This window comes from Bacillus pretiosus (assembly GCF_052947655.1).
In genome coordinates, this window is record NZ_CM129593.1 from 2,841,979 (window position 1) to 2,858,077 (window position 16,099).

General features: G+C 34.4%; 12 protein-coding genes, 3 pseudogenes and 1 other annotated feature (1 of these 16 cut by a window edge). Of the genes and pseudogenes, 4 read left to right on the plus strand and 11 right to left on the minus strand.

Annotated features, from left to right (window positions below; all coding sequences use genetic code 11):
- Positions 1 to 17: a binding site (T-box leader), on the minus strand; it reaches 220 nt to the left of the window's first position.
- A 107-nt stretch (positions 18 to 124) separates the two neighbouring features.
- Positions 125 to 3,604, minus strand: coding sequence for a DUF4020 domain-containing protein (locus tag ACU8YW_RS14615; protein ID WP_446894113.1), 3,480 nt, complete (start codon positions 3,602 to 3,604; stop codon positions 125 to 127).
- A gap of 180 nt (positions 3,605 to 3,784) precedes the next feature.
- Between ACU8YW_RS14615 and ACU8YW_RS14620 the strand changes: the two genes are divergently transcribed.
- On the plus strand, positions 3,785 to 4,222 hold the full coding sequence (locus ACU8YW_RS14620; RefSeq protein ID WP_060487163.1) for a YndM family protein: 438 nt from the start codon (positions 3,785 to 3,787) through the stop codon (positions 4,220 to 4,222).
- A 119-nt stretch (positions 4,223 to 4,341) separates the two neighbouring features.
- Here ACU8YW_RS14620 and ACU8YW_RS14625 read toward each other — a convergent pair whose 3' ends face one another.
- The 3 genes and pseudogenes from ACU8YW_RS14625 to ACU8YW_RS14635 all read right to left on the minus strand — a co-directional run bounded on the left by ACU8YW_RS14625 (position 4,342) and on the right by ACU8YW_RS14635 (position 5,740).
- Complete coding sequence (locus ACU8YW_RS14625; RefSeq protein ID WP_033662720.1) at positions 4,342 to 4,872, minus strand: cysteine hydrolase family protein; 531 nt, start codon at positions 4,870 to 4,872, stop codon at positions 4,342 to 4,344.
- Positions 4,873 to 4,887: 15 nt separating this feature from the next.
- Positions 4,888 to 5,421, minus strand: a pseudogene (locus ACU8YW_RS14630) (GNAT family N-acetyltransferase); the annotation flags it as partial.
- A 13-nt stretch (positions 5,422 to 5,434) separates the two neighbouring features.
- A pseudogene (locus ACU8YW_RS14635) lies at positions 5,435 to 5,740 on the minus strand (YfzA family protein).
- Positions 5,741 to 5,840: 100 nt separating this feature from the next.
- Here ACU8YW_RS14635 and ACU8YW_RS14640 point away from each other — a divergent pair.
- Entirely contained in the window at positions 5,841 to 6,359 is a 519-nt protein-coding gene (locus ACU8YW_RS14640; RefSeq protein ID WP_426934325.1) for a kinase, read from the plus strand.
- Positions 6,360 to 6,389: 30 nt separating this feature from the next.
- On the opposite strand, the gene ACU8YW_RS14645 is transcribed toward ACU8YW_RS14640, so the two are convergent.
- The 4 genes from ACU8YW_RS14645 to ACU8YW_RS14660 form a co-directional block, all read right to left on the minus strand.
- A complete protein-coding gene (locus ACU8YW_RS14645) occupies positions 6,390 to 7,064 on the minus strand; it encodes a hypothetical protein (protein WP_426934326.1) in 675 nt (224 codons plus the stop codon).
- 227 nt (positions 7,065 to 7,291) lie between these two features.
- Positions 7,292 to 8,938 carry a cell wall-binding protein EntB gene (gene entB, locus ACU8YW_RS14650; protein WP_446893963.1) on the minus strand — a complete coding sequence of 549 codons (1,647 nt, stop codon included), beginning with the start codon at positions 8,936 to 8,938 and terminating at the stop codon, positions 7,292 to 7,294.
- A gap of 297 nt (positions 8,939 to 9,235) precedes the next feature.
- Entirely contained in the window at positions 9,236 to 9,997 is a 762-nt protein-coding gene (locus tag ACU8YW_RS14655) for a glycosyltransferase (RefSeq protein WP_426934328.1), read from the minus strand.
- 156 nt (positions 9,998 to 10,153) lie between these two features.
- A complete protein-coding gene (locus ACU8YW_RS14660; RefSeq protein ID WP_426934329.1) occupies positions 10,154 to 10,645 on the minus strand; it encodes a nitroreductase in 492 nt (163 codons plus the stop codon).
- Positions 10,646 to 10,824: 179 nt separating this feature from the next.
- Between ACU8YW_RS14660 and ACU8YW_RS14665 the strand changes: the two genes are divergently transcribed.
- Together ACU8YW_RS14665 and ACU8YW_RS14670 are read left to right on the plus strand one after the other, a co-directional pair.
- The gene (locus tag ACU8YW_RS14665) at positions 10,825 to 11,205 is read left to right on the plus strand and encodes a VOC family protein (RefSeq protein WP_426934330.1); all 381 of its coding nucleotides are present in this window, start codon (positions 10,825 to 10,827) and stop codon (positions 11,203 to 11,205) included.
- A 23-nt stretch (positions 11,206 to 11,228) separates the two neighbouring features.
- Positions 11,229 to 11,716 (plus strand): annotated as a pseudogene (locus ACU8YW_RS14670) (GNAT family N-acetyltransferase).
- A 147-nt stretch (positions 11,717 to 11,863) separates the two neighbouring features.
- On the opposite strand, the gene ACU8YW_RS14675 reads toward ACU8YW_RS14670, so the two are convergent.
- The 3 genes from ACU8YW_RS14675 to ACU8YW_RS14685 all read right to left on the minus strand — a co-directional run bounded on the left by ACU8YW_RS14675 (position 11,864) and on the right by ACU8YW_RS14685 (position 15,862).
- Positions 11,864 to 13,300, minus strand: coding sequence for a GntP family permease (locus ACU8YW_RS14675; RefSeq protein WP_426934331.1), 1,437 nt, complete (start codon positions 13,298 to 13,300; stop codon positions 11,864 to 11,866).
- Positions 13,301 to 13,421: 121 nt separating this feature from the next.
- Positions 13,422 to 14,213, minus strand: coding sequence for an enoyl-CoA hydratase (locus ACU8YW_RS14680; RefSeq protein ID WP_426934332.1), 792 nt, complete (start codon positions 14,211 to 14,213; stop codon positions 13,422 to 13,424).
- A gap of 44 nt (positions 14,214 to 14,257) precedes the next feature.
- Complete coding sequence (locus ACU8YW_RS14685) at positions 14,258 to 15,862, minus strand: ATP-dependent acyl-CoA ligase (protein WP_446893964.1); 1,605 nt, start codon at positions 15,860 to 15,862, stop codon at positions 14,258 to 14,260.
- Between the last annotated feature and the right edge of the window lie 237 nt (positions 15,863 to 16,099).

Here is a 16,099-nt window from a genome sequence, read left to right on the forward strand (position 1 = left end):
CTCTTCATTGCACTTTGTTTATTCAAATGTTTTTGAAATTGAATAAGTATGATTCGTATTATAGAACGCTTTTCAAAACACTGTCAACAACTTTTTATATTTTTTTTAAAATTCCACTTCCGCCCTACATTTCTTCTTGTAAATTCTCCATAACAATTCCGATGCGAATTATCTCATTATCTATTGCATTTAATACATATTTTTCTACTCCATACTGGATTAATATTTCTTTTATTTGAATGATTTCATTTTCAAGTAAATCGGCTTCTTGAAGCGTTTGTAGTAAAGTGAAAAATACATTTGCATACAATTCTTTATACATTTTTATACTTTCTGTCTTTTCAAGTATTTCATTAAACAACTGTTTTAACTCCGTTTGATTCCCTTTTCCAACCAAACCTGAAAATGTTTTTATTATAGATAATCCTCTTTCTACTATTTCATCCATAAATAAAATAATACGCAAAAGCATTACATATTCTCTAGCTGTGATTTCACCCATTTTCGGTCGCTCTCGCAAAAATACACTGAGCCAAGATGCCCAAAATTTTTGTTGTTCTTTTGCACTTAACGTTTTGACGTAATAGCATAAAAACTGCATAAATTTAATTTTATTTTCTTCATTTTCTTGTATAAGTAACGGGTATAACCAATCTGTTTTTTGCTCCCAATACAGTACACATTTAATAAATACAAAACTGAGCCATTTCAAGAAAGCTTCCCTCGTATGCGGATGTAATACTTCCAAATGTTCTACTGCATACTTAATAAATCGTTTCATTTCTGTAAATAAAGGTAAATTGATTTGCGTGTAACATAAGCCTGCCCATGCATATTTCGTAATCTCATTTTCTTTCTTTAAATCTAAGCATGGCAACAAATATTTTCGGCACCATTGCTTCTCAATATGATAAAGAAATGTAACATCTGCTACTAAACGAGCTAACATAAAATTTGTCCGTACTTTACTAACTCTTACTTGTTCTTCAAATAAAAATAAATATTCATATACATTACGATCGTATAAATGATCATATGATAACAGTTTTAATAATACAGCTGTCATTTTCCCAACAGGATGTTGGATCGATTCATTGTAAAAGTCTTGTTTTCCAAGCTTAAAATCTGTATCACTTTTCATTACTTGAGGGAATACCGAAAAAGCAAAACGTTTCACACTGCGTATACTATTTTCCTCTAACTCTTCTAATCGATTACTAATTTCATATAGAAAGCTACTAATTAACCAATGAAAAGAAGTATTTCTAACAAATTTCTGTAATAGCGGAATTACTTTTTGGATTTGTTCATTTGTCAATCCTCGATTATTTCGCCACTCTCTAATACAAACAAACCATACTTCATTACTTATTTCGTGCATACCAACTAATTGATAGGCAAATGAAATACTCCATTCTGTATTCAACTTACATGCTTTCGATAACATCTCTAAAAAATGGCGTTGTTCAAAAACACCATCTTGAGAAAATTGACGAACTTGCTTCATAATTTCATCGTTTTTCAACTGCAATAATCCATCAGCAGTTACATTACAAGTAATACTTTGATCTGCCGTCTCTTTCTTTTGTACACTATATCGATCAGAATGAAAGTGAGGATGTTTTTTCTTCATTAACTCATAACCTTTTGCTGTAGATGGACTATTCGAATCACAAGTGAATAATAAATCTAAAACTAAACAAGCATCAAATGCTCTCTCCTCTGCAAGGTCCTTCAATACAATTTGAATAACCTCTTCCTTTGTTTTTTCCAAAGAGAGTGCGAAATGATTTTTTATAAGTTGAAAAACTTCGTGTTTATACGTGATATCTAAAAAAAGTCCTTCCTGTAACAACCATTTCATTTTGGCATCAGCGCTAACGAATCTATTTTTATTCATCGCATCAATTGCAATTCGGTTCTGAAGCATGCTGTTTGCTTCTATCATTTCTGTAATATAATAATTTGCTTTTTTTTCATTATTTTCACACAAATAAGCTAAACACTCTTTTACAATTTGAATTAAAAATGCAAGATCATTTTGCTGAAACTCTTTTTCAACATTTTCCTTATCCTTTTTTTTCAGTGCCGTTTGTCGTAGTGATAACATTCGCATCTTCTCTATTCCCATCATCATAATTGGTACGGCGTAATAGGAAATATGAGGTTTCATCTTCTCATTCCAAATTTGCTCCACATAAGAAAATGTAGACACTGGTAAACGACTCGATTCCTCAAGTTCTATTGATTCTTGCGTATCATTTCCCCATTTTCTTTCCCGCTTCAATTTCAGTTTTCCGTCCAAAATAAACGTTAGTAATAATAAAGCAATTTCTTTATGCTCAGGAAAAGAACATTTTTGCAGTAAGCAAGAAATTTTTTCAATAGATTTACTATCTTTTTCAGCTGTTTCTAATAAAAGAAGTGTCCATCTTGCAAACAACAACGGGTCCATTTTAATTTTCGTTTCGTTTAAGTAGCTACAAATTGTTCTCCATAATAACGGAGATATTTTAGAATGATTTTTAAAAATTAATTGAAATAATTCTTTTTGATGACTAAAAAGAAATTGTTCCACCAACCATTCTGCAAGTAATTCATCTACCTCATTATCGTTTGATGTAACTAAAAATAAATTTTGTAATTTCCCTTCTGCTTCAAGCCATTCCACCCATTCATAATCATGAGCAAATTCAACAAAGTAGCGGACTGTTTCAATTTTTTTTATGGATTGTTTTATGTATGATAATTGTTCCTGCTCTACTGACGGTGGAACTGTTACTATGTCACGAATTCGCATTCGTTTTGTAATATAATTATCTCCCATTAATTCTGCCCATCGCTTCACTGCTTTAACAAGAGATTGATGATTATTACCTTTATTCGGGTATACAATCGGCCGTATTCCTAAATGCTCCCAATGGTACGTATTTTCCCCTTGTGCAACAAATGCATAACGCCTTGTACTTGGCGGTAAACCAGTAGCCAAATATTTCATTACTGGGTCATTATGGCTATATCCAACGAATAAAACAGTATAATTCGAGAATAAATCAACTAAAAACCTTCTTGCCCAGCCTTCGGTCAAGTAAGCCCTTCCAAAATCACCATCTGTTAAAATTAAAGCTTCTTTCTCTTGTTCTATATTGCCATGTATGTAAGCGAGTCCTTTAAACGCTCTACCTGTAGGTAACGCAGGTGCGTAATATACGTTTAATTCTCTATTCATTTCTTTCATCGCAGTTGTAAAATGCCGATCAAAATTTGTCGTGACAATGCGGACTTCCGTATCTAAAGGAAACAACCTCGGAATCGCATAATGAAGCGGATTCGGCTTTGATTTTTCAATATGAACTAAATCTCTTGCAACTTGATGTATATCTTTTGTTTTCGCAATTTTACCAAGATAATAATCATGAGGTTCTGTTATTTCACGCGTTTCTACATATAACGTTTTCGCAATCTCATCAACTAGATCATCAAAATTCGGTAAGTTTGATTTCCCTTTCATAGAAACTCCCGCTCCAACAAATAGTACTAACTTTCCTTGTTCAAGATGATCAATTAACTCCTCTGGAATTTCTACTTCTGAAGTAATCCACATCATGGATTCCCCCTTACCTAAAAATGTCATATACTCTCATTTTACTATAACATTTTTTCTTTGTTTTTTTAATATTTAGACAAAAAACGAACATGAAAAAGTTTTATGTAAATATATTCGTTACAATGTATGAACTCCTAAATTTATTGTAAAACTATGTATAAATCGGAGGTGTAAATATTGAATGGTTTTACTGTAGTACTTATCAAATTTATATCGTGCATTATCGCATTTAGTATTGGACTCGCTTTATTTTTCCCTGCAACGTTCGTCCAAATTATTTCATTTAGTCTCTTTGTTACAATCGTTTCCTATATGTTCGTCGATAAAATCATATTAAACCGAATAGGTAATACCGGTGCCATTATGTCGGATTTCTTACTAACGTATTTAAGCGTATGGATTTTCGGTAATATTTTATTAGACAATTACATGCAAATTGCATGGGGGAGTTTCCTTTCCGCTACTGTCTTTACATTATCTGAAGTAATCGTTCATCGCTTCTCTCACTCACACACAAGGCACAACAATGATAACATTCATATTAATCGCCGCTTTGCATATGGTACGGAATTTGCTGAAGAGCAGAATGTGTTGGATAAAGATAAGAAGAAGTAACATTTTGATGCAGGAGCGCCTCTTTTAATTATGTGGTGCTCCTTTTGTGTATTTTCATTATGGTATGTGAAATTATACGAACAATTTTTTTAATATATCTTATAATAAAAAACTGCCTCTTATTTAGAGGCAGTCACTTTCAAATCTTTTAACGCAACAACATTAGCAAACGCTCCAAACACTACATTATGATGCTTTACAATGTCTTCCGCACGTAACACGTCTGTATGAAACGTACTATGTGCATCACTCACTAACGTTACTTTATAACCTTCACTAAACGCTCTTCGCGTTGTCGTATCCACACAGTACTCTGTTTGCATTCCTGAAATAATAACGTGTTCAATGCCTTTTTCTTGTAATACTTCGTTTAAGTTTGTCTTATGGAAAGAATCTGGCGTCGTCTTTTCAACGATACGATCCCCTTTTTGCGGAGCAATCGCCTCATGCACTTTCCAGCCCTCTGTACCTTTTTCTAACGGATGATCTTTTGGTCCGTTATGTTGTACATAAATAACTGGAATATCATTAGAACGACATTCCCCAATAAGCTCTTGCAATATTTCTAAAAACTTTTCCCCGTTATGTACTGGCATTCCCGCTGTATACATACCTGCTTGCACATCAATTACTAATAAAGCTTTTTTCATTTCGCGCAGCTCCCTTTGTTTGTATTCTATCATCCAACAATCTTCTAATTTCCGCTCATGCAGCTCATGTTCCTTTAATATCTTCACTTTTTTAAAGCCGCATTTTTCATAACATTTTATCGCACGTTCATTATTTACTTTCGGATCCATTGCGATTGCTTCTGCTCTCGTGTTCTCCATAATATATGTAATTGCTGCCTGAACGAGTTTCGTTCCAATTCCTTTTCCCCAATAAGTCGGCTCTCCGATAAATTGATCCATTCCCCATACATTTTGTGATTCTTCATAGCCATATAATGTTTTCCACTCAGAATCAATTGGGTACATTTGTATGTAACCAATTGGAACAGCATCAAACTCTATTAAACATCTTTTTTCATGACTATTTGGATTATGTATAAAATGATTCAGTACCATTTCTACAGATTGCGGATTATCGCGTCCTTCGTAATACCGCAAGACTTCTGGGTCTGTTAGCCATTTTGAAATGATTGGTGCATCCTCTTCTTTTACGTATCTAATCGATATATTATCTTTTTGAAATAGCATATAATACCTCTTTTTAATTATTTATATTTTTTCTTGTTGTGAAATCTTTCATTACACCTATTAGTGCGTATGGTAACAATGTAATCGCAAAAAGAGCTGTAAACACATTAAAATGAGGGATTTCATATGGAGTGAACCATTCCGTGAAAAATTGGGAATGTAAAATTCTATTTGAAATTTTCCCACTAGGTTTAAAGTTTGGTGCACATCCTGTACTCTCAAACATAATAAATAGTAATTGAACAATTATAAATGCCCCTAAATAACGAAACCATGTCCGTTTCTATATAGGGTGTGTATTCTTTAATGTATCTTCCATCTAGCCCCCTCCTTTAAATATCCATCATATTGAGTATACACTTTCTTTACTTGATTTGTTAAAATTTTCTATATAATCATTCGTGTTGGAGGAATACATTATGTCTAATTCTATACTTAAATCAACTTTAATCATTCTTAGAGGAAACTCCGCAAGTGGTAAAACAACAATCGCAAAGCAACTACAAGAACATTTCGGACAAGGTACACTTTTAGTATCACAAGATGTTGTACGTAGAGATATGCTTAGCGTACATGATACGATGGGAAATTTATCACATGATTTACTATTTGAAATTACAAAGTATGGAAAAGGAAAATGTGAGTTTGTTATTTTAGAAGGCATTTTAAACAGTCGTAGATACGGTGATATGCTGACAGAATTAATACATTTTTTTGAAGGAAACGCCTACACATATTACTTTGATTTATCATTAAAAGAAACGATTCGACGACATAACACAAGGGAAAAACGGCATGAATTTGGTGAGGATTCCCTACAAAAATGGTATAATCCGCACGATACAATTGAAGTTGCTAGAGAAACTATTTTTACAGATACCTTCACGCAAAAAGATATATTTGATGCGATTCTTACTGATGTTGCGATACAAAAATAAGACCGACAGAATATGTCGGTCTTATTTTCTTTATGTACTTTGTATTTCAGTTTTTATAATTGAACAATCTTTACATAAATAATAATATATATTCATTTCCCCAAACTGGAAATCAACTACCGAAATCAGTCCACGTTCCTCGATATCTTGTGTAATTGTAGCAACATACTTCATCTCTTTAGAACAACTTGGACAAGCCAAATTCTCTGGAAGGTCATCATATAATGGTGCCCCTAATAATCTACATACATATTCAGAACCGAACAAATCAAAAGCTTCCCAGTAACTATCTTCATCTATAGGTATGTCATCATTTTTCATATTTATAAGCTTTACCGTTGTTTTTGGTAATGAAACTGGTAACTTATATTCCTCTTCCATTATCCATTCTTCTGCATTTTGCTGCTGTATGATTTGAACCGTTTTACCTCCATCACTTAACTGAAAATATTGCGGTTCCCACACCATTGCGCAGTTTAAGCAGGAAACGAGTGGTAACATATTTAGTTCATTACTTTTAAGCTCGGCAAGTTTCCTATCTTTTAAATCAAAACATAGAATTTGATGCATCTTCTCACTGCATAACTTACATACTGGCAAATTGCAATCTTCACCACCAAAGTAATGATTATAGGAATCTGATCCTTCTATTACTCTATACCCTTTCATGTCATTGTACTGTTCCCCATATAATTCCATTGTCATATTCCATCCTCGCTTTATATAAATCTGATCCACTTCATTATAAAAAAATAACACTAGAATACACCAATACTTTAAACTTACTTACACTATTACGAGTGAAAGTACATAGTAAATGATTTGATATATAATATATTTACTTTTTCTTTCCATGAATCAATCATATTAACTCAAAAATAAAAGCCAGCCTCAATAAAGAGAACTGACTTCTATCTAGTTAACTCTATTTATTAAAGAATTTTAACTTTAACAGTTTGTCTTCCCCAATTCATAGCTTTACTTTTTGAACCCATTAAAACATCAATACGATTTCCTTTAATAGCGCTTCCCGTATCACCAGCGATAGCTTCTCCATAACCTTCTACCCAAACTTTAGATCCTAATGGGATTACTTTCGGATCAACCGCGATAATTCTCATATTCGGATTAGCCGTTAAATCATGCCCCATCGCAGTTAAAACACGTCCACCATAAGTACCATTTTCACTTGGATCAGCAGTATATGCTGTTGCTACTACCGTTAATTCACGTTTAGAAGACTGTATGTTATTTTTAGACTCTTCTTTTACTTTTGCTTCTTCCTTAGCTTTTGCTATCTCTCTTGCTTTCTCTTCTTCTTTAGCCTTTGCTATTTCTCTTGCTTTGGCCTCTTCCTTAACTTTTGCTATCTCTCTTGCTTTCTCTTCTTCTTTAGCCTTTGCTATTTCTCTTGCTTTTTCTTCTTCTTTAACCTTTGCTATTTCTCTTGCTTTGGCCTCTTCCTTAGCTTTTACTATTTCCTGGGCTTTCTCTTCTTCCTTAGCCTTTGCTATCTCTCTTGCTTCGGCTTCTTCCTTACCTTTTGCTTCTTCTTGGGCTTTCACGTCTTCTTTAGGCTTTACTACTTCTTGTACTTTTGTTTCTTCCTCAGGCTTTGTTACTTCTTGTACTTTTGTTTCTTCCTCAGGCTTTGTTACTTCTTGTACTTTTACTTCTTCCTCAGGCTTTGTTACTTCTTGTACTTTTACTTCTTCCTTAGGCTTTACTACTTCTTGTACTTTCACTTCTTCCTTAAGCTTTACTACTTCTTGTACTTTCACTTCTTCCTTAGGCTTTACTACTTCTTGTACTTTCACTTCTTCCTTAGGCTTTACTACTTCTTGTACTTTCACTTCTTCCTTAGGCTTTACTACTTCTTGTACTTTCGCTTCTTCCTTAGGCTTTACTACTTCTTGTACTTTCGCTTCTTCCTTAGGCTTTACTACTTCTTGTACTTTCGCTTCTTCCTTAGGCTTTACTACTTCTTGTACTTTCGCTTCTTCCTTAGGCTTTACTACTTCTTGTACTTTCGCTTCTTCCTTAGGCTTTGTTACTTTTTGTACTTTCGCTTCTTCCTTAGACTTTACTACTTTTTGTACTTTCGCTACTTGCTTCGTTTTCTCTTTAGCTGTTTTTTCAACTGGTGCTGTACTTGATAGGAAAGAAACATTAACATAAGCTGTTTTTCCTTTATACTCAAATTGTAACCAACCGTCTTCTACTTGATGCGTTGATTCAATTACATCATCTGTTTTTAATCTGCCAAGTATTTTTGATTCTGTACTTGCATCAGAACGGACATTTAACAAATTCGCTGTTACATAATACACATCTTTTGTAAACTCCGCACTTACAAAGACTTCTTTACCATTTAAATCAATTTTGGACCATCCTTCTTCCGTATGTATAACCTTTAACTTTTCTCCTTCTTTTACTTTTTTGACAACTTTTGATTCCGTAGTCGGTTTTTCACGTACGTTGAGTACATCTGCTGTTACGATTGTTTCTGCAGTAGAAACTGTGGTAAAAGCCCCCATCCCAAAAACTGTTGCTGTAGCTGCGCCAATTATTTTTTTCATATTAGCCTCCATTATTTTTTTGAATTCTATCAAATGCTCCATAAAATTAGGAAAGCATTTGCAACAGTATATTAATACGACTTAATATACTGCTATTAAAACTCCTTACTCCAATACTATCAAATTCTTATTTTTAATTCTATATATTATAAAGTGAAACTTTAATCAGTGGGGGTTTTGTTCATCCCCCACCTAACTTCTTTGCTTTCGCTGAATTTTGAGGTGGGGGTCTTACTGCCCATTAAAGCGTGATAAAATGAGGTGAGCAAAAGTCTATTTGTCTAAGAATTTCTACAGTTATCTTTCTTGATTATCATAATATGTTTTATCTGCATATTTTTTATCATTTCCTTTTAAATACGCTAAGATTATTTTTGGATTTTTAACTAAAGTCCAATCTCCATATGTATCAAATCTTCTGCACGAAGTTATCATTCCATTTTTTATTGTACCGAACTTCTTATTTTGTTGTTTTCCCCATTCTTTTAAACGTTTTGCAAAATCTGCATCTTCTGCCATAAGCATATTTTCATTAAATCCATTAATCTCCATAAAATCTTTTCTATAGCACCAAAAAATACCGACAGATATAGTCCCGTACTTAAAAAATAATGGAATTATTATTAACAATGCGGAAACAAATATTCCTAAAGATATTCTTTCAAACTTACCAGTTACCCCGCCGCCAATATATTTACCTGAAATTAAATATTTGTCTACGTTAGACAAAAAAGACTCTGTCATTTGCGTATCAGCATCTATAGTAATGATTATTTCTCCAGTAGCTATCGCGGCTCCTGCATTTCGGATTTTTGATAAATTTTTATCGTCATTTTTTAATGTAATACAGTTATACCCCTTTGCTATTTGTTCTGTTTTATCTGTACAACGATTTAAAACCACTATGACTTCAGTTTGATTTTTATATGCTTCCGCTGCCTTTGAAACGGAATCTAAACATTTTCCAATGTACTTTTCTTCATTATGCGCAGGGATTATAATAGAAAACTTTATATCTTTCTTTAAATCGTTTCCAGAAGATTCATTCGTTTCTTTCATGACACACCCCTTTTTATAAAATGAATTTCCGCTCTATATAACACATATTAATATTTATGAGGTTGTATTATAAAAATTTAAAATATACTAATACTAGTTTGATTAAAGTTACCTAGAATTCTACTATCAAAACAAAATGAAACAATACTTTTTATGCTACATAGTTATCACGATTCCTGCCACAAACAAACTTACGATCGCTAAAAATTTTGTACCGACTATAGCCCCTCTTAAATGAAACTTATAATCTTTGTATCCCTTCATGCCTTCTGTAGTAGGAATAACAACAAATCTTGGAGTAATCCAGCAAAAGATTAGCCAATCCAGTATAAACAAATCTACTACATTAAAAATCATTAAAATACCAAAAGCATGTAAATAGGCATCAATATATAATAATTTTTCATGTTTATGTAATATATATGTAGAAACGAAAGGAGTACCGAAAAGAATAGCATTATATGCAATGTTAAAGTAAATCGTTTGCTTTTTTTCATGAATCGATTTTGGAAACACTACCTTTTGAATATCTTTTGGATACTCAGTTAACGAAAGACGAGGATTATAATATAAAGATCCTAAAATCATTACGGATAATACAATAGACATAATGACACCAACGTATATCATTTGCTCAAATGGATTCATATGCTACATTCACCTTTTTCTTTAATTACTATGTTGCTCCTTTACTTAATTACACATTGTATGCTCATAAATAACCAAAAATTAATACCACCTTCAACGCCCAATCAAAGTTCTTGCAATGCAAAAACAATTTTTATAAAGTGAAAGCCTAATTAGTTAAGTTAGGATTGGTGAAAACTATGAAAATAGAACATATTGCAATTTGGGTAAATGATTTAGAATTAATGCGTTCTTTCTATACGAAGTACTTTAATGGTAAATCAAACTCTTTATATCATAATGAAGTGAAACAATTTGAATCTTATTTTATTACGTTCGAATCTGGAGCAAGACTTGAAATTATGCGTAAAAAAGGTATAGAAAACGAGCCTAACCTCAACATAACTGGCTATGCTCATATGGCTTTCTCTGTTGGTAGTGAAGAATGCGTAAATGAATTAACTACAACATTAAAAAATGATGGTTATCCTTTATTAAATGGACCACGTTTCACTGGAGATGGCTATTACGAAAGTGTGATAAGTGATCCTGAAGGTAATCAAATTGAAATTACGATTTAATTTATCTTTTTTCTGAAGAACAAATGAAAATTAGTTTGGAGGAATATTATACAAAAGCTAAATTTGAAGAAACAGATTTTAATTTATATTTCCAACTCGTATCCAATAAAAAATAATGCCGCAAATTATCGAACGTGTTATTCCGTTAGATGAAGCAAAAGATGACTTTACTAGACTGTTTCCATGAAAATCATCAAATTTCCGACTGTTATAATGTACATAATTCTATTACAAATGAGTATATAGATCTTGGACATGTTACGATACACGAGGATAATGTTAAAGAGGCTGAAATTGGTTATATGATTTTGCCAGAGCACTGGGAAAAAGATATAGTAGCAGGATTGTAAAGGAACTAATGAATATAGCGAAGCAGACAGACATAAACGTACTAAAAGCAATTATTGATCCGAACAATATCTCTTCTCGCAAAAGTTTAATACATGTAGGTTTTATAACGGAGAAAGTTTGTGAGTTTGATGGATTGCCTGGGGAGATATTATGTACATAAATTTAACTAAATAAAAAGAGATACTACTAGTAGTATCTCTTCTTCCTCTTAGCCATAATCTCATGGAATGGTGGCTTTTTCTATTTACCACTATTCTAATTTCAAATTGAAGTCTGCGTTATTTATAGCAGACAATCCTTCTTCCTATTATACAATAGAAAACATCATATACACTCCAACTACGAAGAATACGGCTAATGTCTTAATTATCGTAATTCCAAAAATCTCTTTATAAGCTTCCCGGTGCGTTAATCCGGTAACTGCAAGTAAAGTTATAACCGCTCCATTATGAGGTAAAGTATCCATACCTCCTGCCGCCATTGCAATTATACGATGTAGCACATCTAGCGGAATATCAAAGTTCGCTGCCGCTTCAATATATTTTTCTGCCATTAAACCTAATGTAATACTCATTCCACCTGATCCTGATCCTGTCAGTCCGCATAATATATTTGTCATGACCGCTCCACTAATTAAAGGATTTGAGAAAGTTCCCGTTAAATAGTTTTGAATCATGACAAATCCAGGTAAAGCTGCTATAACGGCACCAAATCCATATTCGGCTGCAGTGTTCATAGCTGCTAAGATTGAACCACTTACTCCCACACTTGTAATAGATTGAAAATGCTCTTTTACCGCTTGGAAGTTTAATAATATAGCAGACAATATTCCGATAAGAAGTGCCATTTCCACTGACCAAATCCCCACGACTTGTCCCATATCAATTGTTCCGTACTCCTTCAAACCTATGGATGCAAAATCAAATCCCTTTGTATACCAAACAGGAATGAATTCTGTAAAGACTTTATTCATCACTCCAACCAGTACAAGCGGAAGAAATGCTATCCAGTAACTAACTGGAATTACATCGCTGGAAGCAATCGGATTTTGCACCAATTGCGTGCTAGTTGTAGCAGCCATCTCAGAAGTAGCACCGCCTTTTCCAAAGTACCCCTCTCCCTTAGCAGCAGCCTTCTTCCTACATCTTTCCAAATACAACATACCACATATGAAGATAAACAATGCTCCTATAATTCCTAATGTAGGAGCGGCATAAATATCTGTTTTAAAGAACGTAGTTGGAATAACGTTCTGGATTTGAGGTGATCCAGGAAGTGAATCCATCGAAAACGTAAATGCGCTAAATGCGATTGTTGCAGGAATGAGACGTTTTGGAATATCCGCCTCACGAAATAATTGTGCCGCAAATGGATAAATCGCAAATACTGCGACAAATAAACTAACACCGCTATATGTAAGAATCGCTCCCATTAATACGATGGAAAGAATTGCTCTTTTCACACCTATAAAACGGATAATAATTTTCGCGATTTTTTCTGCTATTCCAGTGATTTCTACCACTTTACCGAATATCGCTCCAAGCAAAAATACAGGGAAATATAACTTTATAAATCCGACCATCTTCGCCATAAAAACATTAGAAAAGAATGGTAAAACATTCGCCGGTTCTGTTAAAAACACAGCGAGCAACGCACATAACGGAGCGAATAAAATGACTGAGAATCCTCGGTAAGCCACAAAAATAAGCAAGCCAAGCGATAACAATACAATCAATAAATCCATAACCCCAATCCCCCTAAATTATATGGATTTTTTAACTTTGCATCCTTTTCTGTTTGTATATATTTTAGTAATCCCTGCCTTTGGCAGGAATTATTCTTTTGCATATTATAGTTATAGCTTTTTATTTATGATGAAAAGTTGGTGCCCTCTTTTCTATAAAGGCCTTCACTCCCTCCCTTACATCACTTGTTTGAAACACATGTCCGAAATTTTCAGCTTCTATTTTTAATCCCTCCTCAAGAGAAGCAGATAATCCCTTATTGATAGATTGCTTCATCAAGGATAAAGCAGGAAGAGAAAACCGAGCCATTTTCACAGCTAGTTCCTTCGCCTTATTCAGCGATTCGCCACGCGGAACAACATGATTCACCAAACCAACCCGCCAAGCTAATTCAGCAGTGAGCGGTTCACCAGTAAACATCATTTCCTTTGCACTTGCAGTTCCTATTAATCGCGGTAAACGTTGCGTTCCTCCCGCACCTGGAAACAAACCTAACTTCACTTCTGGAAGCCCGATTTGGGCGTGTTCTTCTATAATCCGTAAATCACATGATAAAGCTAATTCACACCCGCCCCCAAGCGCTAATCCGTTAATTGCAGCAATTACAGGCTTCGGCAATCTTTCTATTTTATTTAACGGATTCTGAAGCCATAATGATTTTCCCTCCGCATATTCATTCCCTTTCCCAATCCATTCCGGAAACGACTTAATGTCCCCTCCTGCAACAAAGGCCTTTTCTCCAGCGCCAGTTAGAAGTACAACAATTACTTCATCATCCCGTTCAATTTCATCGACCGCTATCGTCAGTTGCTCTACCACAGCAACGCTCAGTACATTCACAGGAAGATTATCAATGATAATCGTTGCGATTCCATCTTCTTTGGACCATGTAACAACCCGCTTATTTTCCAATCCAATCCCTTCTTTCCAATATGTAATATGGTAAAATTAGTACATCAAATTGTTCTTTTAATTACATAACCGACCTGTTCGCGATCCCAAGCGCCGCCGATTCCTTCCTCCTTCAGCTTGAACTTTTGAATCCGTTCCGTCGCGGTTTTTGGAAAAGTTTCACTGAACTGAACATATCGAGGTACCATGAAGTAAGCCATGCGTTCTTGACACCAATCTATAATCTCTTCATAGGACATCGTTTCTCCTTTCTTTATAATCACATATAATTTAACATCCTCTTCTCCCACTTCTGATGGGACACCGATGGCCGCTGATTCCATTACTTTTGGGTGATTATTCACAACTTTTTCGATTTCCCAAGAGGAGATATTTTCACCACGCCTCCTGATACACTGTTTGATTCGATCACAAAAATATAAGTAACCTTCCTCATCTAAGTAACCTCGATCTCCCGTATGGAACCATCCCTCCATCATCGCCTCCTCTGTTTTATCAAGCATTTTATAATAGCCTTCCATGAACGCTTGTCCCTGTAAGGAACGAATAAAAATCTCTCCAATTTCACCAGTCCGTGCTTCATTTCCATCTTCATTGACAATTTTCGTCTCTACGTAAGAATATGGTTTTCCTATAGAAGGTGGCTTATTGGCATGCAATGGATTTGTTACACAAAAACCCGTCGTTTCCGTTAATCCGTAACCTTCCACAATCCGTACGCCAAACCGTTCCTCAAATGGCTTCCAAAACTCCTTAGGCGTAGCGGCGCAAGCCGTCACCCTTACTAAGTTGTCATTATCGTCTTCCTTTTCTGGCTGCTTGCAGAGAATAGGAATCATAGATCCTAAAGAATTAAAAATGGTTGCACCATTACTGCGAATTTCATCCCAAAACCTAGAAGCACTAAACCGCTTACCAAGAGCAATCGTCGCATTGGAGGAAATGGATCCAAGTACTGTATGGGCCTGAGCGTTTATATGAAATAACGGAAGCGCTGTAAATAAGACATCTTTTGAACTTGCGCCAACCATATAATTGGCAAATGACTGTGCAGAATTTACATAAGCAGAATGACTTAACATGACCCCTTTAGGTAAGCCAGTCGTTCCAGAGGTATAAAGGATACTGTTAATAGAAGTGGAGGAAACAAATGTATTTGGAAGGTGATGATTATTTGTATTTAGTACATCTTTCAAATCAATTACTGATTGATTTTTACCATCACTCGCAATGACCGCGCTTTCATTTTTTCCGTAAGCAACAATTTGAATGTCCCTATGTATATATGCCAAACAAGAGGCAATTTGAGGAATAAATTCCTTATCAACGATAATTAACTTACAATCAGAGTGAGATACAATATATTGCAAACCTTCTCCTCTTAAATGCACATTCAGAGGCACAGCAATTGCTCCCATAAAAGATAAAGCAAACCATGCATCCAGATATTCAGGGGTGTTATGAAGCATAATACAAACCTTGTCTCCTTTTTGAATACTCAGCTCACAAAATCCCGCTACGGCACTTGCAATTCGATGATAAAGCTCCTCATATGTAATCCTTTGTTCTTCAAATTGTAAATACACTTTACTAGGTGTTTTTTCGATACTTTGCATAATAAAATGCGGTAAACTATGATTTTCCAGCATTGAATTCCATCCCCTTCCTGCTAAAATCCTTTTTATTTATATAGCAAGAAACATGCCAAAAATCGACTCATTCCCTATTCCCTTATTCCTTCGTACTCTCCCTTACTTGTCTAACTTCACATGTCGCATTTGCGCTACAAATATTTGCAACCATGTCGCATATATAAGAAAATGTCGCAAAAGAGAGACAATGTTTATTACCACAAACAAAAAAGGGCCTGTTTGCCCTTTACTTTC